This window comes from Flavobacterium sp. F52, assembly GCF_000278705.1.
Lineage (GTDB): Bacteria > Bacteroidota > Bacteroidia > Flavobacteriales > Flavobacteriaceae > Flavobacterium > Flavobacterium anhuiense.
On record NZ_AKZQ01000002.1, the window covers coordinates 101,760 to 125,020 of the forward strand.

At 34.3% G+C, this 23,261-nt stretch carries 25 protein-coding genes; 10 read left to right on the forward strand and 15 right to left on the reverse strand.

The genetic code is table 11. The annotated features are described in order from the left end of the window. Positions 1–47 precede the first annotated feature (47 nt). Positions 48–347, forward strand: coding sequence for a cytochrome c (locus FF52_RS00865; RefSeq protein WP_008462167.1), 300 nt, complete (start codon positions 48–50; stop codon positions 345–347). A gap of 105 nt (positions 348–452) precedes the next feature. On the opposite strand, the gene FF52_RS00870 is transcribed toward FF52_RS00865, so the two are convergent. The 3 genes from FF52_RS00870 to FF52_RS00880 form a co-directional block, all read right to left on the reverse strand. Further along, positions 453–845, reverse strand: a complete 393-nt coding sequence (locus FF52_RS00870) for a GreA/GreB family elongation factor (RefSeq protein WP_008462169.1) — start codon at positions 843–845, stop codon at positions 453–455. 384 nt (positions 846–1,229) lie between these two features. Then, positions 1,230–1,784: a thioredoxin family protein gene (locus FF52_RS00875; RefSeq protein ID WP_008462172.1), complete on the reverse strand. Its 555-nt coding sequence runs from the start codon at positions 1,782–1,784 to the stop codon at positions 1,230–1,232. A gap of 128 nt (positions 1,785–1,912) precedes the next feature. After that, complete coding sequence (locus FF52_RS00880) at positions 1,913–2,806, reverse strand: alpha/beta fold hydrolase (RefSeq protein ID WP_008462173.1); 894 nt, start codon at positions 2,804–2,806, stop codon at positions 1,913–1,915. Positions 2,807–2,935: 129 nt separating this feature from the next. Here FF52_RS00880 and FF52_RS00885 point away from each other — a divergent pair, with 129 nt between their 5' ends. After that, complete coding sequence (locus FF52_RS00885; protein WP_008462174.1) at positions 2,936–3,271, forward strand: tRNA-binding protein; 336 nt, start codon at positions 2,936–2,938, stop codon at positions 3,269–3,271. A gap of 70 nt (positions 3,272–3,341) precedes the next feature. Here the strand turns inward: FF52_RS00885 and FF52_RS00890 are convergent, their stop codons facing one another. The 4 genes from FF52_RS00890 to FF52_RS00905 all read right to left on the reverse strand — a co-directional run bounded on the left by FF52_RS00890 (position 3,342) and on the right by FF52_RS00905 (position 7,105). Beyond that, complete coding sequence (locus FF52_RS00890; protein WP_008462175.1) at positions 3,342–3,887, reverse strand: RBBP9/YdeN family alpha/beta hydrolase; 546 nt, start codon at positions 3,885–3,887, stop codon at positions 3,342–3,344. Positions 3,888–3,911: 24 nt separating this feature from the next. Then, positions 3,912–4,736, reverse strand: a complete 825-nt coding sequence (locus tag FF52_RS00895; protein ID WP_008462176.1) for an alpha/beta hydrolase — start codon at positions 4,734–4,736, stop codon at positions 3,912–3,914. A 153-nt stretch (positions 4,737–4,889) separates the two neighbouring features. Further along, positions 4,890–5,258, reverse strand: a complete 369-nt coding sequence (locus FF52_RS00900; protein ID WP_008462177.1) for a PUR family DNA/RNA-binding protein — start codon at positions 5,256–5,258, stop codon at positions 4,890–4,892. Between the two features lie 68 nt (positions 5,259–5,326). After that, the gene (locus FF52_RS00905) at positions 5,327–7,105 is read right to left on the reverse strand and encodes an ABC transporter ATP-binding protein (protein ID WP_008462180.1); all 1,779 of its coding nucleotides are present in this window, start codon (positions 7,103–7,105) and stop codon (positions 5,327–5,329) included. A 204-nt stretch (positions 7,106–7,309) separates the two neighbouring features. On the opposite strand from FF52_RS00905, the gene FF52_RS00910 reads away from it, so the two are divergent. From FF52_RS00910 to yajC, 3 genes are all read left to right on the forward strand, one after another. Next, a complete protein-coding gene (locus FF52_RS00910; RefSeq protein WP_008462182.1) occupies positions 7,310–8,416 on the forward strand; it encodes a Glu/Leu/Phe/Val family dehydrogenase in 1,107 nt (368 codons plus the stop codon). A gap of 272 nt (positions 8,417–8,688) precedes the next feature. Next, positions 8,689–9,600 (forward strand): transcription antitermination factor NusB, encoded by a 912-nt coding sequence (gene nusB, locus FF52_RS00915; protein WP_008462184.1) that lies wholly within the window; start codon positions 8,689–8,691, stop codon positions 9,598–9,600. Positions 9,601–9,712: 112 nt separating this feature from the next. After that, positions 9,713–9,988, forward strand: coding sequence for a preprotein translocase subunit YajC (gene yajC, locus FF52_RS00920; protein WP_008462186.1), 276 nt, complete (start codon positions 9,713–9,715; stop codon positions 9,986–9,988). Positions 9,989–10,248: 260 nt separating this feature from the next. Here yajC and FF52_RS00925 read toward each other — a convergent pair whose 3' ends face one another. From FF52_RS00925 to FF52_RS00945, 5 genes are all read right to left on the reverse strand, one after another. Continuing rightward, a complete protein-coding gene (locus tag FF52_RS00925; protein ID WP_008462188.1) occupies positions 10,249–10,836 on the reverse strand; it encodes a YdeI/OmpD-associated family protein in 588 nt (195 codons plus the stop codon). After that, positions 10,836–12,113, reverse strand: coding sequence for a peptidase T (gene pepT / locus FF52_RS00930; protein ID WP_008462189.1), 1,278 nt, complete (start codon positions 12,111–12,113; stop codon positions 10,836–10,838). Before pepT ends, FF52_RS00925 begins: the two co-directional genes overlap by 1 nt. Before the next feature lie 119 nt (positions 12,114–12,232). After that, positions 12,233–13,363, reverse strand: coding sequence for a formylglycine-generating enzyme family protein (locus tag FF52_RS00935; protein WP_008462190.1), 1,131 nt, complete (start codon positions 13,361–13,363; stop codon positions 12,233–12,235). A 96-nt stretch (positions 13,364–13,459) separates the two neighbouring features. Further along, positions 13,460–14,443: a DUF6515 family protein gene (locus tag FF52_RS00940; RefSeq protein ID WP_008462191.1), complete on the reverse strand. Its 984-nt coding sequence runs from the start codon at positions 14,441–14,443 to the stop codon at positions 13,460–13,462. A 72-nt stretch (positions 14,444–14,515) separates the two neighbouring features. Further along, a complete protein-coding gene (locus FF52_RS00945) occupies positions 14,516–15,736 on the reverse strand; it encodes an OprO/OprP family phosphate-selective porin (protein WP_008462192.1) in 1,221 nt (406 codons plus the stop codon). Positions 15,737–15,983: 247 nt separating this feature from the next. On the opposite strand from FF52_RS00945, the gene FF52_RS00950 reads away from it, so the two are divergent. Beyond that, positions 15,984–17,018, forward strand: a complete 1,035-nt coding sequence (locus FF52_RS00950; RefSeq protein WP_008462193.1) for a quinone-dependent dihydroorotate dehydrogenase — start codon at positions 15,984–15,986, stop codon at positions 17,016–17,018. Here the strand turns inward: FF52_RS00950 and FF52_RS00955 are convergent. Together FF52_RS00955 and FF52_RS00960 are read right to left on the reverse strand one after the other, a co-directional pair. Next, positions 17,004–17,720, reverse strand: coding sequence for a DUF3307 domain-containing protein (locus FF52_RS00955; protein WP_008462194.1), 717 nt, complete (start codon positions 17,718–17,720; stop codon positions 17,004–17,006). The two genes, FF52_RS00950 and FF52_RS00955, sit on opposite strands and share 15 nt — an antisense overlap. Next, positions 17,717–18,328, reverse strand: coding sequence for a hypothetical protein (locus FF52_RS00960; protein WP_008462196.1), 612 nt, complete (start codon positions 18,326–18,328; stop codon positions 17,717–17,719). Before FF52_RS00960 ends, FF52_RS00955 begins: the two co-directional genes overlap by 4 nt. Before the next feature lie 210 nt (positions 18,329–18,538). Here FF52_RS00960 and FF52_RS00965 point away from each other — a divergent pair, with 210 nt between their 5' ends. The 3 genes from FF52_RS00965 (at position 18,539) to FF52_RS00975 (ending at position 21,428) form a co-directional block, all read left to right on the forward strand. Further along, positions 18,539–19,405, forward strand: a complete 867-nt coding sequence (locus tag FF52_RS00965) for a hydroxymethylglutaryl-CoA lyase (RefSeq protein WP_008462198.1) — start codon at positions 18,539–18,541, stop codon at positions 19,403–19,405. Between the two features lie 77 nt (positions 19,406–19,482). Then, positions 19,483–20,034, forward strand: a complete 552-nt coding sequence (locus FF52_RS00970) for a hypothetical protein (protein ID WP_008462201.1) — start codon at positions 19,483–19,485, stop codon at positions 20,032–20,034. After that, positions 20,031–21,428, forward strand: a complete 1,398-nt coding sequence (locus tag FF52_RS00975; RefSeq protein WP_008462204.1) for a DUF5723 family protein — start codon at positions 20,031–20,033, stop codon at positions 21,426–21,428. Before FF52_RS00970 ends, FF52_RS00975 begins: the two co-directional genes overlap by 4 nt. 15 nt (positions 21,429–21,443) lie before the next feature. Here the strand turns inward: FF52_RS00975 and FF52_RS23565 are convergent, their stop codons facing one another. Then, positions 21,444–21,644, reverse strand: coding sequence for a hypothetical protein (locus FF52_RS23565; protein WP_157498481.1), 201 nt, complete (start codon positions 21,642–21,644; stop codon positions 21,444–21,446). 51 nt (positions 21,645–21,695) lie between these two features. On the opposite strand from FF52_RS23565, the gene guaB reads away from it, so the two are divergent. After that, entirely contained in the window at positions 21,696–23,168 is a 1,473-nt protein-coding gene (guaB, locus tag FF52_RS00980) for an IMP dehydrogenase (RefSeq protein WP_008462205.1), read from the forward strand. The last annotated feature ends 93 nt before the right edge of the window (positions 23,169–23,261 follow it).

Sequence of the window (23,261 nt, forward strand, 5' to 3'; positions counted from 1 at the left end):
TTATGCCATATGGGATTTTTTTATATTTACTATATAAAATTAAGACAATGAAAAACTTTTTAATCCTAGCAGGACTTGCGTTATTTATGGTTTCTTGCGGAACTCAAAAAAAAGCTGCAGTTGCATCAACTCCTGCTGAAGCTCCAAAAGCGGTTGCTTTAACGCCTGAATTAGAAACAGGCAAAAATTTGTATGATAATAGTTGTGCAAGATGTCACAAATTGTATGAACCTAAAAAATTCACAAAAGAAGAATGGACGCCGATTTTGGTAAGAATGGGTAAAAAAGCAAAATTAGACGAAACTCAAATGGCATCAATTACGAATTATATTGATTCACAATTGTAATCTGGATTTGAGAAATAAGCATAAAAAAACTGTTCAATTGAACAGTTTTTTATTTTTCAGATAGATATAAAAAAAACACCGTCACAGAATGAGGTGTTTTGAAACTTAAGAATGATGTACAGCCGAATTGTCTACAGCAATTACCTTTAAAGTTTTGATTCCGGCAGGCAATTCCCAATCTACTTCATCATTTTCTTTAAAACCAATAATAGCAACACTTAAAGGTGCTAGAATTGAAATTTTAGATTGTTTTACGTCTGCTGCAGAAGGTAAAACGATTTGAATTTTCATTTGTTTTTTGGCTTTTACATCTTCAATTGTTACAATAGAATTAATTCTTATAACTGAGTCTAGTTCGCTTTCTTTACTAATTACAGCGCGGTCTAATTCTTGCGAAAGCTGATTGGCTTCTTTAGTATTTGTTGAATTTTTACTTTTTAAAATCAACTCTCTTAAAAATTGATAATCTGATTTACAGAATGTGGGTGTTGGTTTCATATCTATATTGAATTTATTGTTATAAAATTTAAATGGTTTATTCTTCTTTCGAATATTTACAAACAAAAGATTTCTAAGTCCTGAAAATGGCAAAGAATCAAAAATGCTTAATCTGGAAAAACAAAAAAATATCTGATCAAAAAATGATTTTTGTCAAATAAGGAAATGTTTAAGCTGATGTAAATCCTCCGTCAAAAGAAGAAAAAAAGTGAAGTAGACGGAGGCCTAATTAATAAAGGCCTTATTATGCGAAATAATTACAGCAGGAATCGGTTTTGCTATGCAAAACGCTTTCGTAGCGGCTGTATATGATATTATATTTCCCACAAGGATTTGTTAATTTGAACTGCAAAGATACGTAATCTTTTTGAATTTAGTGAGGTTTTACTTCCATTTAATGCCACAACCCAAACTTGGTTTCTGCGGTTCTTTTAAACTTCGGTTGTAAATTAAGGCATCGATTGCGCCTCTCAAATCGTTTCCGCTAAGTGGAATTCCATTGCCAGGTCTTGAATCGTCTAATTGCCCGCGATAAAATAATCTGTCTTGATTGTCAAATAAATAGAAATCTGGAGTGCAAGCGGCTTGATACGCTTTTGCAGTTTCCTGAGTTTCATCGTATAGATAAGGAAAATCAATTTTATTTTCCATTGCAAAATCTGTCATTAATTCTGGAGCATCTTGAGGATATTTGACCACATCATTGCTAGAAATAGCAATTACTCCCAATCCCTGAACACGATAATCATTTGCAATCATAACAATTTCGCTGATCACATGATGCACAAACGGACAATGGTTGCAAATGAACATAACCAAAGTGCCTTTTGAACCTTTTAAATCTTCAAAAGAAAAAGTATTATTCGAGTTAGTATCTTTTAAATAAAAGTCAGGTGCAACTGTTCCTAAAGGAAGCATTGTTGATTCTGTTCGTGCCATTTTATCTGAAATTTGATTCCCAAAAATAGCTTTAAAAAACTGTAAATAAAAGAGCACAAGAATAAAAAATACCCAAAGAAAGCAGTTAGCCTATAGAGCTTGCTTCTTTGGATACTTTTTTTGTTTTTTTATGAATTTAGGAATTCCAATAAATCTTCGTTTAGCTTTTCTTTGTCAGTATAAAATAAACCATGAGGAGCTCCTGCATATTCGATATAAGTGTTGTTTGCAATAGATTTTGCTGCTTTTCTCGAAGTGAGGTCTATAGGTACAATTTTATCATCGTCACCGTGAATAATTAGAGTTGGAACTTTTATAAAATCCAACTCGTCTCTAAAATCAGTATACGAAAATGATTCGGCACATTTTAAAGTAGCTCTTGGAGAAGCCGCAGAACATAAGTTTCTATAGTATTCTAATAATGGAGTGCTGAGTGGTTTGTTTATAATATTAACTCCAAAAAAGGTTTTCCCGAAATTATCTACAAAACCAATTCTATCTTCTTTTATTGCTGCTGCTGTATTTTCACTTTTCTCTTTGGGATGCCCATCTGGATTATCGTGAGTTTTTAAAAGAAATGGAATAATGGACGAAATTAAAGCTGCTTTAACAACGCTTTTTCCGCCATGACGGCTAAAGTAACGAACTACTTCACCGCCACCCATAGAAAAACCTACAAGAGTTACGTTTTCTAGTTCCAATTGTTCGATAATTTCTTTCAGATCATCTGCCAAAGTATCATAATCGTAACCATCCCAAGGCTGAGAAGATTTTCCAAATCCGCGTCGGTCATAGGCAATTACACGATAATTGTTTTGGACCAAATGATCAATCTGATATTCCCACATTTCGTTAGAGAGAGGCCAGCCATGAATCAAAATTACCGGTTTCCCTTGACCATAATCTTTCACATAAAGCCTTACGTTTTGAGCGGTTTCTATATATTTATCCGTGTGAACCTGTTTTAGATTAGATTCAAAATCTTTAATTGACATGCATGCATTTGGTTCAGTATGTTCCATGTTATATCTTTTTACGTGAGTATTTTCATTTTTCTTCACGTAAAGTTAGATTTAAGGAAAAGAAACAGGTTATAGAATTAGGCGCATTAATTACAAAATTTATAGGTTTGTAAATAATACAATTTAAAAATGGATTTAACCTGGAACGAATTTGAGCGCACCGATATGCGCGTAGGAACTATTATAGAAGTAAACGATTTTCCCGAAGCAAGAAAACCAGCCTATCAACTTACAATTAATTTTGGTTCAGAAATCGGAATTAGAAAATCATCGGCACAAATCACAAAACGATATCAAAAAGAAGATTTGATAAATCGTCAGATTGTTGCAGTTGTGAATTTCCCAAAGAAACAAATTGGGAAATTTATGAGTGAATGTCTTGTTTTAGGAGCGGTAGGCGAGGAAGGAGATGTGATTTTATTAGCTCCGGATTTTAGAATACCAAATGGATTAAGAATTGGATAGTTTTTTTTAGTTTTCAGTCGCAGTCGCAGTGTTCAGTTTAGGACTGTTTACTGAGACTGCGACTGAACACTTAACCAATTTTTTCAATAAACTGTTTAAGAATCAATTGTCCTTCTTCCCAATATTTCAAATCAGAATCGGAGTTGATGTGTCCTTGCTGACCGATATTTACAAAATCGCTTCCCCATTTTTCAGCGAAGAGTTTTTTTCTTTCAAAAGAAGCATAAGGATCATTTTCGCTTGCAACGACTACAGACGGAAATGGTAATTTATAAAGAGGTATTGGTGAAAAATTTCTTATGGATTCTGGTGTGTGTTGAGGTGAGTCAACATCAGCAGGAGCGACTAAAAAAGCGCCGATAATATTCGGATTACTGTATTTTTCTGCCCAATGTAAAACCAATGAAACAGCCAAGCTGTGTGCTACTAAGATAGTAGGTTTGTTAAGTTTAGAAATATTTTCGTTTAATCTGTCGAGCCATTCTTCGCGAATTGGTTCATCCCAATTATCTTGTACAACACGAATTGAGTTTTCGAATTTTTTATGCCAAAAGGTTTGCCAGTGTTTTTCTCCAGAATCTCCAAGTCCTGGTATAATTAATAGTTGTGTCTCCATTGCCGTGGAATTTTTATTTAGTGATTATTTTTTACGTTCTTTTAAAATTCGGTTTACTTCATTGACCAAAAGCGGAAAACCAGGTTCTGTCATTCCGTGTCCGTAACCGTCCAATTCATATAATTTGGTTTGCGTATGTCCAATCAGTTTCATCATTCTGGCCATGTATGCGTTTTCTTCATAACGCCCAAGCATTTCCAGTTCACGATCTCCAGTAATTAATAACATTGGCGGAGCATCGGCACGAACATGATACAACGGAGCAAATTGGTCAATTGTTGGTTGTTTTTCAGGAATTCCGTTTTCTCTTCTAATTTCGAAATGCGTAATGCATTGTCCGCTAAACGGAATAAGTCCAGCAATTTGATTGGCGTCAATGTTTTCTTTTTGAAGATATTTTTTATCCAAGCCAATCATCATTGCTAAATATCCTCCTGCAGAATGTCCAGAAACAAAAATCTGAGATTTATCGCCACCATAATTCGAAATAGTATTAAAAGCCCAAGCAACAGCTGCGGCAGCATCTTCAATAGCTTTTTCGGCTTTTGCTTTTGGAGACAATCTATAATTTACTCCAATAATTGCAAAACCTTTGTTTTTTAAAGCTTCTGGGATTTCTTTGTTTCCGCCAGTCAATCCGCCGCCGTGAAACCATACGATTGTAGCAAATCCTGTTTTGTTTTTAGGGTAATAAATATCCAAAACACATCTTTCGCTGATATATTTATCGGACTTATTTACAGCTGCACTATAATATTGGATATTATTTTTCGTTTCATATTCTATATTCTGGGCAGATAATGAAATTCCGTAAAGGAAGAAGCTTAGGAGAATAATTAATTTTTTCATTAGAAGTAAAGTGTAATTTGTAAAATTTTAGAAGTAAAAGCTGCATGAATCGTACGTCTCACATTTTACAATTCACATCTTAAAACATAAATATATAAAAAAAGTCCAAAATGCAGAACAAATTGGACTCCTACTTATGTAGATGATTTTGGATTAAATATCGTCAAAATCAATATCTGTAAAACTAGATCTTTGGCTTTCAGTCTTTTCAGAGCTGTATTCTTTTTTAAAATCTTTTTGGTGTCTTTCAGAAATTACTTCTTCGCCTTTGTGGTTTAAAACATAAGAAGTCATTTCTTCTAATATTTCGGAGAAAGCACTGAAATCTTCTTTGTATAAATAGATTTTGTGTTTTTTGAAGTGAAAAGAACCATCTTCTTCAGTAAATTTTTTGCTTTCTGTAATCGTGATATAATAATCATCGGCTTTGGTAGCTCTCACATCAAAGAAATAAGTTCTTCTTCCTGCGCGTAATACTTTAGAAAAAATCTCTTCTTTTTCTAACATGTCATTTTCTCTCATAATACGTTCTATCATTTTTGGAATTAATAGTACTCAAAAATCATAAAAAATTATCTATTACGCAACAATTAAAGTAATTCTTTTTCCGAAAGTTGTTTTAAATATAACGATGCGTAATATCCTTCTTGATTTATTAATTGATTATGAGAACCTTGTTGAATTATCTTACCATCTTCGAGTATAATAATTTTATCTGCATTCTTGGCCGATGATACTCGATGGCTCACAATTATGGTGGTTTTGTCTTTAGAAATTTCGAACAAATTATTCAAAATCATTTCTTCGGTTTCGGTATCTACAGCAGACAAACAGTCGTCAAAAAGTAAAATGGCTGGATTTTTAATAATGGCTCTTGCAATAGAAACACGCTGTTTTTGTCCACCAGAAAGCGTGATTCCTCTTTCTCCTAAAACGGTGTCGTACTGTTTGTTAAATGCAATAATATTGTCGTGAACAACTGCATTTTTAGCCGCTTCGATTACTTCTTCATCAGTAGCGTTTTGATTTCCGAATTTGATATTGTTTTTAATCGTATCAGAAAACAGGAAAGCATCTTGTGGCACGATTCCGATATTATTTCGAAGGTCATTTAAATTTAAGGCGCTGATTTCATTTCCGTCAATTTTAACTTCTCCTTCGGTTACGTCATACAATCTTGAAATCAAAGAAAGAATAGTCGACTTTCCAGACCCCGTTTTCCCTAAAATAGCTAATGTTTCTCCTTTTTTTACTGTAAAAGAAACATTTTTCAAAGCTTCGATATTAGTATCCTGATAGGTGAAAGAAACATTTTCAAAAGAGATATTTCCTTGGATTTCTGAAGTATTTTCGTTGTTGTTTTTGATCTCTGGTTCAATTTTCAAGAATTCATTCAAACGTTTCTGAGAAGCTTCTGCCTCTTGAACCATAGAAGAAACCCATCCTAAAGAAGCAACCGGCCAAGTCAGCATATTTACATATAGTATAAACTCTGCGATGGTTCCGATATTTGGAATGCTTCCGTTGATGTACATGACACCTCCAAAATAAATTACAACCAAATTACTGATTCCAATAAGCGCAATCATCAATGGGCCAAATAAAGATTGAACTCTTGCTAGACTTAAACTTTTGCGTTTGCTTTCTTCTGCAAGATCAACCATATTATTTTGATGCTGATTTTCTAAAGAATACGCTTTTATAACTCGAATGCCTGAAAATATTTCTTGTGTAAAACTAGAAACTTTAGAAAGATATTGCTGGAACGTGGTGCTTCGTTTGTTGATTTCTGAGCTTAACTTGAAAATACAATACGAAAGAATTGGCAACGGCAATATAGTATATAAGGTAAGCAACGGCGATACATTATACATATATAATATAACGATGGCAAAACGGATAGCTGTATTTATAGTATACATTACGGCTGGCCCAACATACATACGGACTTTTGAAACGTCTTCGCTGATGCGGTTCATCAAATCTCCTGTTCTATTTTGTTTGTAGAAATTTTGTGAAAGATTCTCGTATTGTCTAAAAACTTCATTTTTTAAGTCAAACTCAATATGGCGCGACATTACAATTAAAGTCTGGCGCATTAAGAAGGTCAAAAAACCTGCAACGATAGTCGTTCCAATGATAAGTAGCACATTATGAATAAGATCCTGACGAAAAGTTGCGATTACTATTTCTGATTTTTGCTCTGCAGCAGAAAGTTTGTCAAAATTTTCAATAGCGTTTAAAGACTTGCTAATAAGCTTTGGAGTAAATAGTGAAAATATTTGTGCGATTATGGTGATTAAAATTCCTAGCGAGAAACTGTATTTATATTTGATGAAATATTTGTTTAAATAGCTTAATTCTTTCATTTTTTTAAGAAATATGATATTGAATTGATTTGGATTTAAGAATTATTATTAAATAAAATTATAATAATTTGCGATTTAATCAAAACAATTATATTGTAAAATTGTTATTTTAAAGATAAAAAATTAGCACATATGTATTTTTTAATTATGTTTGAGATGTCTTTTTGACAAATTCATAATTTTAACCTAATTAATACTAGCGCTATGGATGCAACTTTCGCAACTGGAAAGGAACTTCAAAAAATGGATCCTGTTTTTGGTCAATTATCTTTTGACGATCACGAACAAATTGTATTTTGCAATGACAAAGATACAGGTTTAAAAGCAATTATTGGTATTCATAATTCGGTTATGGGGCCAGCTTTGGGAGGAACCAGAATGTGGAATTATAACACAGAATGGGAAGCTTTAAACGATGTTTTACGCCTTTCTAGAGGTATGACGTTTAAATCTGCCATTACTGGACTAAATATTGGTGGAGGTAAAGCCGTTATTATCGGTGATGCTAAAACTCAAAAAACACCTGAATTAATGCGTAAGTTTGGTGAATTTGTTCACTCACTTAGCGGAAGATATATTACTGCAGAAGATGTCGGAATGGAAACTAAAGACATGGATACTGTAAGAGATGTAACCCCTTATGTTACGGGAATTTCTGAAGAAAGAGGTGGTTCTGGAAACCCTTCTCCTGTAACTGCTTATGGTGTTTATTTAGGTATGAAAGCTGCTGCTAAAAGTCAGTTTGGTACTGATGTTTTAGACGGTAAAAAAGTTTTGGTACAAGGAATTGGACACGTGGGAGAAACTTTGGTTGAGTATTTAACTAAAGAAGGAGCGCAGGTAACTATTTCTGATATCAACGAAGAAAAATTATACCAAGTTGCTTCAAAATACAATGCAGCCATTTATACTGGTGAAGATTTGTATACTGCTGATGTGGATATCTACGCGCCATGTGCAATGGGAGCAACAATCAATGATAGTACAGTAGATAAAATTAAAGCTAAAGTTATTGCTGGTGCAGCAAACAACCAATTAGCTGACGAAAATGTTCACGGAGCAAGATTACAAGAAAGAGGAATTTTATACGCTCCAGATTTCTTAATCAATGCTGGTGGAATTATCAATGTTTATGCTGAATTGGCAAACTACGGTAAAGCTGAAATCATGAGCAAAACAGAAAACATCTATAATACAACTTTAGAAATTATAGATTTTGCTGCTAAAAATAATATCACAACTCATAAAGCTGCTCTTACAATTGCTCAAAACAGAATTGATCAGAGAAGAAAAGAGAACGCTTCTAAGTAATTTTTGAGTTTACAGTCTCAGTCTCAGTTTTCAGATCTACTGGAAACTGAGACTTTTTGTTTTCGCTTAATACCGAAAACTGCGACTGAAAACTGCGACTGAATACTGCATACTAGCAACTACTATTTTAAAGAAAACTGAAAACTGCGACTGAAAACTGCGACTTTTTTACGAATTAATTTTAAAATACGCATCAAAAGTTATACTTTTGCAGACTAATTTTTAAATGTTCTTACAAGGTGGTAAATAGAAGACACATACGCGTTAAAGTAATGCAATCCATTTATGCAATGCACCAAAGCGGTTCTGATAATATGGAAAAAGAAGAGAAATTCCTTTTTTATAGCATAGATAATATTCAGGACTTATATCTTATAATGCTTTCTTCATTGATAGAAATTTGCAAAAAAGAAGCTGTCTATTTGCATCTATCAAGTAAAAAACACCTTGCTACTCCAGCAGAACGTAATCCGAACGAAAAGTTCATCAAAAACAAAATCTTCCAGCTTTTAGCAGAAAGTAATTCTCTTAGTATTGCTTTAGAAAACCGTAAAATCAATAACTGGTCTTTAAACGACGATTATATTATTTTGCTGTTAAATGACATTAAAGCAAGCGATATCTACAAAAAATACATGAGCAATAACGTTAACACGTTTGAAGAGGACAGACAATTCATCATTGATTTATTTGAAAATGTTATTGTTCCGAATGAAAAATTATATGAGTATTTAGAAGATGATAAATTGACTTGGGTTGATGATATTCCGGTTGTAAACACGCACATCATTAAACAGTTGAAAGCTATTAAAACTGAAAATCCAGACGATTTTAGAGTGCCAAAATTGTATAAAGATGTTGAAGATAAAGATTTTGCAAAAGATCTGTTTAGAAGAACAGTTTTAAATGAAAGCGCTTTTGCAAAAGAGTACGAAGACAAAACACCAAACTGGGACAGTGACCGTATTGCTGAAATTGATACCATTATCTTGAAAATGGCAATTTGCGAGTTTGTTAAATTTCCTTCAATTCCAGTAAAAGTAACTCTTAACGAATATTTAGAAATTGCAAAAGAGTATTCTACACCAAAAAGTAGTATTTTTATCAACGGAATTTTGGATAATCTTGTTAAAGAGCTTACGGCTAATAAGAAGATGCTAAAAACGGGAAGAGGGTTAATGTAAAAGTTGGTAAAAACCAATTTTTAAATGACAAATTCCAACTGCTTTTTCTCTCTGAGCGGAGTCGAAGAGTCAAAAGAAAATATTAAATATAAATCAAAAATAAATTTAAATTATGGGACAATTATCTCAATTTGCGCCATTCCTTTTAATGTTCGTTGTAATCTATTTCTTCATGATTAGACCACAGCAAAAAAGAGCTAAAAACGAAAAAGAATTTGAAAGCAACCTTAAAGTAGGTGATAAAATAGTTACAAAAAGTGGTTTCCACGGTAAAATCGCTGAACTGGCAGAGACTACTGTTGTAATCGAAACTATGTCTGGAAAATTAAAATTAGAGCGTTCTGCTATCTCTTTAGAATTGAGCGCTGCTTTGAATAAGAAAGCATAAATTTTAAATTACAATATTTAAATCCCAAATTCCAAATAGGAGTTTGGGATTTTTTTATTCACGGTAATCTTGTCATCCTGACGAAGGAAGGATCGCACGTGTGAATCGACAAAGATTTTTCGCCATACTTTGCGGAGTTACTATTGTGATCCTTCCTTCGTCAGGATGACAAAAAAAGACAAAACCTTTGTCAAAGTTTTAAAACTTTGACAAAGGTCTCGTATAGATTGGAATTTGGAATTTAAATATTGAAAATTAAATTACCTGTATTTATCATTCAATCCAACATTGGCTAAAATCATTGGAACAACTTTTTCGATTCTAGAAAGTTTAGTTTTTTCCTGTTTGGCTGTTTCAATATATTCTAAAAACTCGTATTGTTTATACGGAGAAAATTTTTCGAAAGCTGATTTCAAATCTGGGTTTTTAGCCATTTCTGCATTTAGTAGTTCTGAAATTATGGCTTCTTTTTTTGCAGGCTTAATTACTTTTCCTTGTTTTTCGTTTTCAATCGCTTCTTTTATGTATTCCAAAATAACCGTTTCGTTTATTTCTTCTTTTGAAGAAAATCGCCATTGACGCAAAGATTTGGTTACTTCTTCCTGTGCATTTATAAGTTTCTTTTTTTCATCTTTTAAGAAAACTCCATTAAAAAACCACAAAGCAAAATAATCTTTAAATCCTCCAATTCCCACAACATTTTTCTTTTCGTAAACAAAAACTGGACCTCCCCATTTTGTAGTTTCAGTCAATTCTGTTTTGTCAATAATGGCTTTAAGAAGAATTAATTCTTCTTCCCATTGTGCGCCATATTTCCACATGCCTTTATTTTCAGAATTTGATTCCATTATTTTCTTTTCTTAGATTTTTCTGGCGCGTCAAAAATTCCAGGAATAGCTGTCAATTCAGCAATTTTTACAATAACATCAGTTGCTTTTTGAATGCTTTCTGCTGGAACATATTCGTATTTTCCATGGAAATTATGTCCGCCCGCAAAAATGTTCGGACAAGGCAATCCCATAAATGATAATTGAGAACCGTCTGTACCGCCGCGAATTGGTTTAATGATCGGTTTAATGTTTAATTCTCTCATCGCTTTTTCAGCAATATCTACAATATATTTTACTGGAAGAACTTTTTCCTTCATATTGTAATATTGGTCTTTAACTTCTGCAGTTACAATATCTTCTCCAAATTTCTTTGCAAATTTTTTGTTGAATTGTTTCGCCAATTTGTGAATCAATTCTTTTCTTTTTTCGAATTTCTTTCTGTTGTGATCACGGATAATTAATTCTAAAACGGTTTCTTCGATATTTCCTTTAATGTGATGCACATGGAAAAAACCTTCATAACCTCTAGTTTCTTGTGGAGTTTCTCCTTTTGGAAGTTCATTGATAAAATCATTTGCCAAAAGCATAGAATTGATCATTTTTCCTTTTGCATAGCCCGGGTGAACGCTTTTTCCTTTGAAAGTTATTTTAGCTCCAGCGGCATTAAAATTTTCATATTCCAATTCGCCAATTTGGCTTCCATCCATAGTATAAGCCCATTGCGCTCCAAATTTTTCTACATCAAAATGATGTGCTCCACGACCGATTTCTTCATCTGGAGTAAAACCAATTCTGATTTTCCCGTGTTTAATTTCTGGATGCTGAACTAGGTACTCCATTGCCGAAACAATTTCAGTAATTCCAGCTTTATCATCGGCACCTAATAGCGTTGTTCCGTCAGTGGTGATAATAGTTTGACCTTTATATAATAATAAATCTTTAAAGTAATCTGGAGATAAAACAATGTTTTTTTCAGCATTTAAAACAATATCTTTTCCGTCGTAGTTTTCAACGATTTGTGGTTTTACATTTGCTCCGCTAAAGTCAGGAGAAGTATCAAAATGAGAAACAAAACCTATTGTTGGCACTTCATGATCAACATTGCTAGGAAGCGTAGCCATGATGTAGGCTTTGTCGTCAATTGTTACGTCTTCAAGACCAATTGCTTTTAGTTCGTCAACTAATTTATTGGCAAGATTCCATTGTTTTTGAGTGCTTGGAGTTGTTTGAGAATTTGGATCCGATTCAGTATCAATTGTTACATAACTGATAAAACGATCTATGATATGTTGCATTTTTTTAGATTTTTAGCAAATATAGAAAAATTTTTCTGCTGCAAAATTTAGCTTCCCAATATCTGAATTTATAAAAAAAGGGATTCTAAATTGAATCCCTTTCTAGTATTTTTAGTTTGTTATTTGCTTTTTACGCATCTAAAACCAACGTGATTGGCCGCAGATCTGATTTCGCCTTTTCCTCTGGTTCCCACCATGTATCGAGTGCAATATTGGTCAGTGCATAAAAATGAACCGCCACGATGTACACGTTTTATTTCAGAAGGATCATTAGGATCGTAATAAGCACTTGGCCCTTGCGGATTTTTTGTTACTTTACCACTTTCCGCTAATGATTTGTAATAATCTACGCTGTACCAATCGTTTACCCATTCCCAAACATTTCCAGCCATATCATACAAACCATATCCATTTGGAGCGTATTGTTTTGTTGGAGCAATTCCTTTAAATCCGTCTTCTCCAGTATCACCATCTTTAATTGGGAAATGCCCTTGGTAAATATTGGCTTGAAATTTTCCTTTTGGTTTTAAATCATTTCCCCAAGCGTATAAATTTCCAGTTTTCCCCCCGCGTGCTGCAAATTCCCATTCTGCTTCTGTAGGAAGTCTTTTGCCGGCCCATTTCGCATAAGCCGCAGCATCTTCGTAGACAACATGTACAACAGGATATTTTTCTTTTCCTTTAATGGTGCTTTGTGGGCCTTCTGGATGTCTCCAATCAGCTCCCGGCTCATAACGCCACCATTGCAAGAAATTATTCAAATTAACTGCAGAAGGCGTGGGAGTGAAGACAACAGAACCTGTAATTAAATCTTCCTCGTTTGCTGTTGGAAATTCTTCTTTTGTCGGTTTTTGTTCCGCAACAGTTACATAACCTGTAGCTTTTACAAATTTTTCAAATTCTTCGTTTGTTACTTCAGTTTCATCCATATAATAACCATCTACATACACTCTATGGATAGGAGCAGCATCTTTGGTAACGCCTTTTATGCTGCACAAACTTTCGTCTTCAACATTAGTTCCCATTGAGAATTCGCCGCCTGGAATCCAAACCATGCCTTTTGGTGCTTTTTCTGCTGGTTTAAATTTGTTTTCTATAGTGGGTTTGAATTCAGATTCTACAGTACTGGGAGTTTCGTGACACTCCACGGCTGTCTTTTCTGCTTTATGTGAAAATTTGGTATAACTGTAAGCAATTGAAATAATGGATAATGTGAGTAATGCAAAAATCCAAAGGGTTTTGTTTTTCATGGTTTATTATTTTTGAGCTTATATGGTTATCAATAGTGGGTATAAAATTAGGCAAAATAACTTTTAAGTTATATTAATTTTATAGAATTAATAAAATTAATTATCTTTCTCAACTGACACAACTTCATACTTATCTTTTCCGTCAATTTTTACAGGCTGGTAATACGTTTCGCCAAATTTTACATATTTAGCATCGCCTATTGTCACTTCTTCTCCGCCTTCTGGCAGATTTTCTACTATCGTTCCAGCAGTAGGAGCGACTACAGTATATTTTCCTCCGTCTTTTTCATAATACGTTCCTCCATAATAGTAATTATTTACTGTTCCGGTATTTACTGTTTCAGCTCCACTTGGAATATTATTAACGGTACCTCCAACTGGCGCAGGAACTGCTGTATAACCACCATTAGTAGAGGTGTACCATACGCCTTGGTCGTAATGGTATTTCTGATTTTCTACACTAACAATAATAGCTGTAGTGGCCAGAGTTGCTACAAAAAATCCCCATGGATGCCAAACCGGTCCCCAATAAAAAGGGACATAAGGACGCGGGTAATACGGATGATAGCAGTTGTATCTATAACCTCCATAGACATAGGGAGGGCGTACATATGGTCGAGGGCCAGGTCTTACTATTGTGTTACGATTGTTTTGTACATAAATGTTGTTATTGACATTGATGTTATTTCTATTTCGGTTGACAGTATTGCCACTGATGTTGGTATTTCTGTTGCCTATATTATTTCTGTTTATAGTATTGTCTCTATTAACAGCATTGTTTCTGTTTATAGTATTATTTCTATTGGAATTGTTTGATGGTCTGGTAATTTGAGTTCCTGAGTTATTAGCTCCTGGTCTAGTCGTTGCCGCGGGTCTAGTCGTACTCGGCCTTGTCACGTTTGGTCTCGATTGTGTAGCAGGTCTTGCCTGTCTGGTATGGACTGCTCCTCCGCCACCTCTGTTAAATCCGCCACCACCACGATGACGCTGAGCTAAACCATCAATGGAGATAAAGAAAAAGGTTGCGGTCAAACACATTAAAAGTGCCAGTTTTTTTACTGTTTTGGATATGTTTTTCATATTCAGTAATTTATGTGATTTAAAGTTATGAAAAAAAAGGTTCGATTTATGTTAATGAGCTAAAAGTTTGAATCATAATGAAATATCCCACTGTATTCTAAATCGCCATCCCTGCTGTAAGGGAAGTGTTTTGTCTTGAAAGCTAAAATAGCTTACCTCAGAGGTCAATTTGTTTTTATGTCCTTTAAAAAACCAATTAAAAGCCAATGTAGATTCATCCTGTCTATTTTCTCTTATTGAATTATCAGGTCTGTATGCGGCATGACGGCCAGCCATCTCTAAGTGTTTGGGCCACCAGTCAAAAACATTATGAAAAAAATATCCTGCCTGAATGTAATACCCTTTCATTATGGTGGTGTCATTGTTATTTATTTTGTCAATGATTTCCTTGGTGTGCAATTCACTCTGCCAAGAAAAACCACGATACATAAAAGCAGTCTCAAAATTCCATTGATTGACTCTGTACTGTCCTGGCAAACCATCTTCAAATCCGTCCAGAGAACCTCCTCCAGCTTGCGAGAATCTAGTGTATGGACTTCGATTGGTTATCGCAGAAAAAGCAATAATGGGAGTGGGTTTTTCATGAAATTCTAAGTCACAGCCTTCAAAATCAAGAAATCTTCCTAAAAAATTCCATTGCGCCCTTCCAAAATACATTAAATGATTATCATCATTAGAAGTGCTTCCTCGTCCAGTTCCTGTCAATGCTGCGGCCCAATAATTGAAATCGGCAATTCCAGCTCCTTTCAAATGACCATAAACTTCAACTCCTAACTGTCTGTCAACGGTAAAAGGTCGGTTAATGAGAGATCGATCTACCATTTGCTGTTCACCGCTACTAATGAATCTTTCGCGAGTAAATTCAGTTTTCCATTGTCCTACTTTAAAACTAAGCCAATCCCATTTTTCAATCATAATTCTGAAATCAAGCAAATTGGACTGACTCAATTCATATTCCCAATAATATTTAAGCCAAGGTTCAAAAGCATGACCGCCAACTTTTAATCTGGCACGGTTTATTTTGAAAGTGGTTTTAGGATCTTGGCTATAGTCATCGTAAGTTAATGGATCTGTATCATTTGGTGTTGAAAAGCGAAATTGCAAACGGCTTGCCAATTGAAACAGAAATTTTTTGTCTCTGGTTTCCAATTCAATTCCTTTACTGCCATAACGAACATTCATTAGTTTTGTGGTATCTTTTTCTTGTTGCGAAAATCCTTTAAAACCAATTAATAGCAGCAGAATTAAAATGACTATTTTGGGACTTATATTTGAGTTGTTTTCTTTATACATAAGCTTTAGGTTTGTATAAAAGATTTTGTTAATCATCTCAAAATTAAATAATAAATAAGCCAGAGCTGGTCATTAAAGAACTTGAATTGGTTTCATATTATAACTTGCAACGTAAAAAAAACAGAAATGATTGATTTATAAATTCAAGAATTGAAACAAAAATCAAATTATTTGTTTTTTGTAAAAAAGCACCTTTTTAAACTATAATATTTAAATTTGCAGCCAAAATAACAACAACACAACTATTATGTATAAATTGATAATTCGTCCGATACTTTTTTGTTTTGATCCTGAAAAAGTACATTATTTCACTTTTTCTTTTTTAAAATTCATTTCAAAAATCCCTGGAGTTTCGGCAATTATAAGATCGATTTATGAAGTAAAAGATGCTCGACTAGAAAGAGAAGTTTTCGGAATTAAATTTAAAAATCCCGTTGGACTTGCAGCTGGTTTTGATAAAGATGCAAAACTTTACAAAGAATTAAGCGATCTTGGTTTTGGATTTATTGAAATTGGAACTGTAACGCCAGTTGGACAAGAAGGAAATCCAAAAAAACGTTTATTCCGTCTAAAAGAAGACCAAGCCATTATTAATCGAATGGGATTTAATAACGGAGGTGTTCTAGAAGCTGTAGAGCGTTTGAAAAAGAACTCAGGTGTTTTGATTGGAGGAAATATCGGAAAGAATAAAGTGACCGATAACGAAGATGCTGTAAAAGATTATATCATTTGTTTTGATGCACTTTTTAATCATGTAGATTATTTTGTAGTGAATGTGAGTTCGCCAAATACGCCAAATTTAAGAGCTTTACAAGACAAAGAACCTTTGACGGCTTTATTGCAGACATTGCAAAATAGAAATGTCGAAAAGCAAAAAACAAGCACACAAAAAGTAAAACCTATTCTTTTAAAAATTGCTCCAGACCTTACAGATGAGCAATTGTTAGATATTATTGATATTGTAAAAACCACTCAGATTGCAGGTGTGATTGCAACCAATACTACTATTTCTAGAGAAGGTTTACAATCTTCGAACCAAAAAGAAATGGGAGGTTTGTCTGGAAAACCATTAACAAAACGTTCTACAGAAGTAATTCGTTTCCTTTCAGAAAAAAGCAATAAAGCATTCCCGATTATTGGAGTAGGAGGAATTCATTCTGCCGATGATGCGATTGAAAAACTAAATGCAGGAGCAAGTCTAGTGCAATTGTATACGGGCTTTATTTACGAAGGTCCAGCATTGATAAAAGCAATCAACAAAAAAGTCTTAGAGCAATTGTAAAAGCAACGCCTGAACGGACAATCCGACAAGTAGTGCAATTCCAAAACTGATTAAAGTGCCGATTAAAACATACTCGGTCAGTTTTCGGTCTTTGGCTTCTTTTAAATCTCCGAATCTGAAAATAGATTTTGCGGCCAATAGAAATCCAATTGCTTCAAAATGTCCTGTTAAGATAAATCCGAAAACAAACAAGCGTTCTAAAATACCAATATAATTTCCAGCAGCAATTAGTGAGTTATCCTGATTGCTGTTTTTGCTTTCTGGCGCCCAGATTGAAATGATGGTCTTTATAAAAATAGAGGTTGGTTTTGTGAGCAATAAAAATCCGGTAAGCAGAATCCAAAATTGATTATCTTTACAAAAATCAGGTATTGGCTTGTTTTCGTATAGAAGTACAATTCCAATTAAAATTAGAACATGGGCGATTTGGTCAACTATAAACCAAGTGCGTTTGGTTTTAGGTTTCTGGAAATTCAGTTTGATTAAATCTACAATTCCATGCGTAACAGCGATCACAACTGCATAAGGTATAAAGTTGATTTCGGCTGCTAAGACTGCTGCTAAAACTCCGTGCAGTAAGATATGAATATACAAATAAACGCTTTTATGTTTTTTGAGTTCCTTGTTGGCGACCCAAGAATTAGGCTGCCAGATAAAATCACCTAACAAATGAGCGAGAAGCAGTTTTATAAATAAAATCATGGGGCTGTAAGTTGTTTTATTTGTGTTCTAAAATAACGATCTAAATTCATAACTAGATCAAACTGAGCGCGTTTTTGTCTTCGGCTCACAGCAGCTTGATTTATGCCTAGTTTTTGTCCTAATTCTTCTTGTGATAAAGTTGGATTTTCTATTGCCAATGCCACAAATTCTGCCGACTGTACCAGCCAGCTATCCATAAAAGTCAATGCCAGTTGCAGCATTAAATTGAATTTTTCGTCAAAATCAGTACTTCCGGTTCGAAGTGCTAATGTGACTTTCTGTTTTTTTAAAGTTTCAAAAAGTTCTCCTGAATGTATAAAAGCAGAACCATTGCTTTCAGATATTCTTTCAGCATTATGCGTTTTATCTCCAAAACCAATACTCATACGAGCATCAGATTTTATAGCTCTTAACTGCGCTTTTATTAAAATTGCAGTCAGCAATGCATCTTCTGGATTTGTTATTTCAATCTGAAATTCATCTCCACGGTAAATTTCCCACTGACTTGGCGTATTGCCTAATGGTGCTAAGATTTTCTTTAGATTGTTAACCCAATGTTCAGATTGCTGTCTCGAACCTATAATGTCTGCTGTAATAACACTAGTCATAACTCAAATATAATTAAAAAATTATAAACTTTCTATTACAAATATAAGTAATAAAAATGATTATTACGTTTTTTGGTAATATTTTTAAATATTACGTTTTTAGGTAATGTTGTTAGCTATTACAATATTCAGTAATAATCGGATTGAGCTAAAATTATCTTTTATTTCATTAAAAAAGAAACTAACTTAGCCTTTACAAAAGAATAAGCTTTGAATAAAGAAATCAAAATCATTGAATGTCCTAGAGATGCCATGCAGGGTATCAAAACCTTTATTCCAACAAAAAATAAAGTTACTTATATACAAGCTTTGTTGAGAGTTGGCTTTGACACCATCGATTTTGGAAGTTTTGTTTCTCCAAAAGCTATTCCGCAGATGCAGGATACTGCTGAGGTTTTGGCACAATTAGATCTTTCGCAGACCACAAGCAAACTACTTTCCATTATTGCCAATACACAAGGAGCCATAACGGCTGCAAACTATGAGCAGATTCAATATTTAGGCTTTCCATTTTCTATTTCAGAGAACTTTCAGATGCGTAACACGCACAAAACAATTCCAGAATCTTTGGTTACGCTTCAAGAAATTCTTGAAGTGGCAGATAAGAAAAACAAAGAAGTGGTTACGTATCTTTCTATGGGTTTCGGAAATCCGTATGGAGATCCTTGGAATGTTGAAATTGTAGGCGAGTGGACCGAGAGATTGGCTGGAATGGGCGTGAAAATTTTGTCGCTTTCTGATACTGTAGGAACTTCTACGCCAGAAGTCATTACCTATTTGTTTTCAGATTTAATTCCAAAATATCCTGAAATTGAGTTTGGCGCGCATTTGCATACAACTCCAGAAAGCTGGTTCGAAAAAATAGACGCAGCAGCAAAAGCAGGCTGTACACGTTTTGACGGTGCGATTCAAGGTTTTGGAGGATGTCCAATGGCAACCGATAAACTGACAGGAAACATGCCAACAGAAAAACTGATTTCGTATTTTACTGCCAATAAAAAAGCAACAGGACTTAATTCTCTTAGTTTCGAGAGCGCTTATAACGAAGCTTCAAAATTGTTTGGAAAGTTCCATTAAAAAATAGTTATTTTTCTTACCTTAGATAATGAATGTAAACATAATGCGTTACATTTAGTATTGATATAACTATTCTTATGAGATTAAGTTCGCTAAGTAAAATTTCAGGTATATTATTTTCAGTCTTTTTATTGTTTTCCTGTTCAAGCGATTTAGATTTTGATCAAGTAAACGATTTTAAGCTAGAACCTGTATTTGTCGCAAACCTTGCTTATTTCGATATTCCAGCAAGTAGACTTGTAGACGACGGAGGAACTAACATTGGCTATGATTCTAGAGATTTTGATATTTTTAAAAACAAATTTTTTACAGAACGTCTTAAAAGAGCTGATTTTGATTTTGAAGTCGAAAATAATATAGATCGTGCTTTCGTTTTAAACATGCTTTTGCTTAACGACCAAAATCAGGTTTTACAGACCATATCTTTTACAGTTCCGTCCTATAAAGGAACTCCAAATGTTATAAAATACCCTACAGAAGTTTTCGAAAACGCGCGATTAGATCTTTTAAAACAAACCCAGAAAATTGGTTTTGTCGTAATAATTGCTGCGGGACCTCCATTGAATAGTGAGAGTCAAGGAAATTTAAAATTAAGATCAAGTGCAACGGCTTATTTAGAAATTAAATGAGAAAGGTACTGATTTTTTGCTTGGTTCTTCATTTATCTTGTTTTGCCCAAAACAAGGAACTCTTATATAGCTTTACTTCAATTCCGCAGTCTTCACTTGTAAATCCCGGAGCGGATGTTTCGTATAAATATTATTTCGGATTTCCAGTTTTATCTGGAATTTCAGCAAATGTGGGTTCCAGCAGTTTCTCGGCCTATGATTTATTCGCCAATGATGGTGTCGATTTTAATCAAAAAGTTAGAAATGTTATCAATAAATCTTCCAGTAATGACAAAGTTGTAACCAATCAGCAATTGGAAATATTTTCTGGTGGATTTAGAATAGGAGGAAGAGAAAGCCGTTCTTATATTTCATTTGGGGCATATCAGGAATTCGATTTTTTTATGTTTGTTCCAAAAGATCTTGCATTATTAGCTTTAGATGGAAATAGAAATTATATCGGAAAATCATTTAATCTAGGCGATTTAAATATGAAGGCAGAAGTGCTTTCTGTTTTTCACGTAGGTTTTCATAAAAAAGTCAATGATAAATTGGTTTACGGAGGACGCGCCAAAATCTATTCGAGTGGAGCAAATGCTACTTCAACCAAAAATTCAGGGTATATATATACAGGACAAGAATCTGGAACTCCAAACCTTTATAATCAGATTATTTCTTCCAATTTAGAATTAAAAACTTCTGGAATTGCAAAATTTACAAAAGATGAATACGAAGGAAACATAGCGCGTGATATTGCCAATAATACCTTTTTTAACGGAAGCCTAGGTTTTGGTGTCGATGCTGGAATTACCTACTATATAAAAGACAATTTGCAGCTAACGGCAAGTATTATAGATTTGGGTTTTGTGCGACAGACCAAAGACATAGAAACGATCACGTATAAAGGAACTTATCAATACAATGGCGCTAATCCCGATTTTTTGGGTTCAGACGATCCAGAAAATGTCTTTGACGAATTTGATAAAGCCATACCAAGAGATACACTTTATAATAAGTACACCACTTGGCGTCCGACAAAATTGTATTCTTCCATTCAATATTCTTTTGGAGAGGCTCGCCCCTATGACGAATGCAATTGTCATGGAAAAGTTAATAAATATTATAAAAATGCGGTAGGAGCGCAGCTTTTTGCAATGTCAGCCCCTCGAACACCTCTATTTGCCCTGACAGCTTTTTACAGAAGAAATATCTTTAAGAAATTAGATTTAAAAGCCACTTACACCTTAGATACTTTTTCAAATACCAATATTGGTTTAGGGCTCGCAGGAACAATTGGTCCAGTAAATATTTATGCTTTAGTCAATAATGTTCTAGAATATAAAGATATCTCCAAGGCTAGCAGTGCAGCCTTTCAAATCGGAATCAATTTTGTGTTTCAAGACAAAGACGATTAGTTTGGTAATTAGAAGCTATTTCCAGCTGTCCATTTCAAGCACTCGAGCCAAAATACTTTTTTTCAAGGCATAAAAAGAGCTTCCGTTGGTCGCTTTTTTAAGCCAGAAAAAAATGTATTTTAGCTTTTCGTGGCTTTCCATTTCCATCTGGGCTAGGATATACGGTTTTGTAAGACGATTCGTGTAAAGTAAATTTATGAATAAGTTAGTATTCAAGTTAGCAATTTATTCACTATATTTGCACGCAATTCAACTAGAAATTGCACCATGATAGCACACAACTCCAAGATTATCGGCGAAGGTTTAACTTACGACGATGTATTATTAGTACCTAACTACTCGAATGTGCTTCCTCGCGAAGTGAGCATTAAATCAAGATTCTCAAAAAACATTACATTAAACGTTCCAATTGTATCAGCTGCGATGGATACAGTTACAGAAAGCGCAATGGCAATTGCTATGGCGCAAGAAGGCGGAATTGGTGTTTTACATAAAAATATGACTATCGAACAGCAAGCAGGAAAAGTTCGAAAAGTAAAACGTGCAGAAGCAGGTATGATTATCGATCCGGTAACTTTACCAATGAACTCTACAATTGCTGACGCTAAAAACGCTATGAAAGAATTCGGAATCGGTGGTATTCCAATCGTTGACGAAAATAAAATCCTTAAAGGTATCGTTACAAACCGCGACTTGCGTTTCGAGAAAAACGGAGCAAGACCTATCGCTGAGGTTATGACAAGCCAAAATTTAGTTACGGTTTCTGAAGGAACTTCATTAGAGCAGGCAGAAGTAGTTTTACAAGGTCATAAAATCGAAAAATTACCTGTTGTAAATGATAAAAACGAATTAGTTGGTTTAATCACTTTCAGAGATATTACAAAACTGACTCAAAAGCCAATCGCAAACAAAGATTCTTTTGGCCGTTTAAGAGTTGCTGCTGCAATTGGAGTTACTGGAGATGCTGTTCAAAGAGCAGAAGCTTTAGTTGCCGCTGGTGTAGACGCCATCATTATCGATACAGCTCACGGACACACAGAAGGTGTTGTAAATGTCTTAAAAGAAGTAAAAGCAAAATTCCCTCAAATAGACGTAGTAGTTGGAAACATCGCTACTCCAGAAGCTGCTAAATATTTAGTAGAAAATGGAGCAGACGGAGTAAAAGTTGGAATCGGTCCTGGTTCTATCTGTACAACTCGTATCGTTGCAGGTGTTGGTTTCCCTCAATTCTCAGCAGTTTTAGAAGTTGCTGCGGCAATCAAAGGAACAGGAGTTCCTGTAATTGCAGATGGTGGAATTCGTTATACAGGAGATATTCCTAAAGCAATCGCTGCGGGTGCTGACTGTGTAATGTTAGGTTCATTATTGGCTGGTACAAAAGAATCTCCAGGAGAAACTATTATTTTTGAAGGAAGAAAATTCAAATCTTACCGCGGAATGGGATCTGTTGAAGCGATGCAGACAGGATCTAAAGATCGTTATTTCCAAGATGTTGAAGACGACGTTAAAAAATTAGTTCCAGAAGGAATTGTTGGACGTGTTCCTTACAAAGGTGAATTAAACGAAAGTATGCTTCAGTTTATCGGAGGTCTTCGTGCAGGTATGGGGTATTGTGGTTCAAAAGATATTCCTACTTTACAAGAAACAGGACGTTTTGTTAGAATCACTTCAAGCGGAATCACTGAAAGTCACCCGCATAACGTAACAATTACAAAAGAAGCTCCGAATTATTCTAGATAATTTTAAGTTTGATATAAAACAAAAGGCGTAAGATTTTTTTCTTACGCCTTTTTTTATAATTCTCCATAATTTTGTCATTTCGAACGAAGAGAG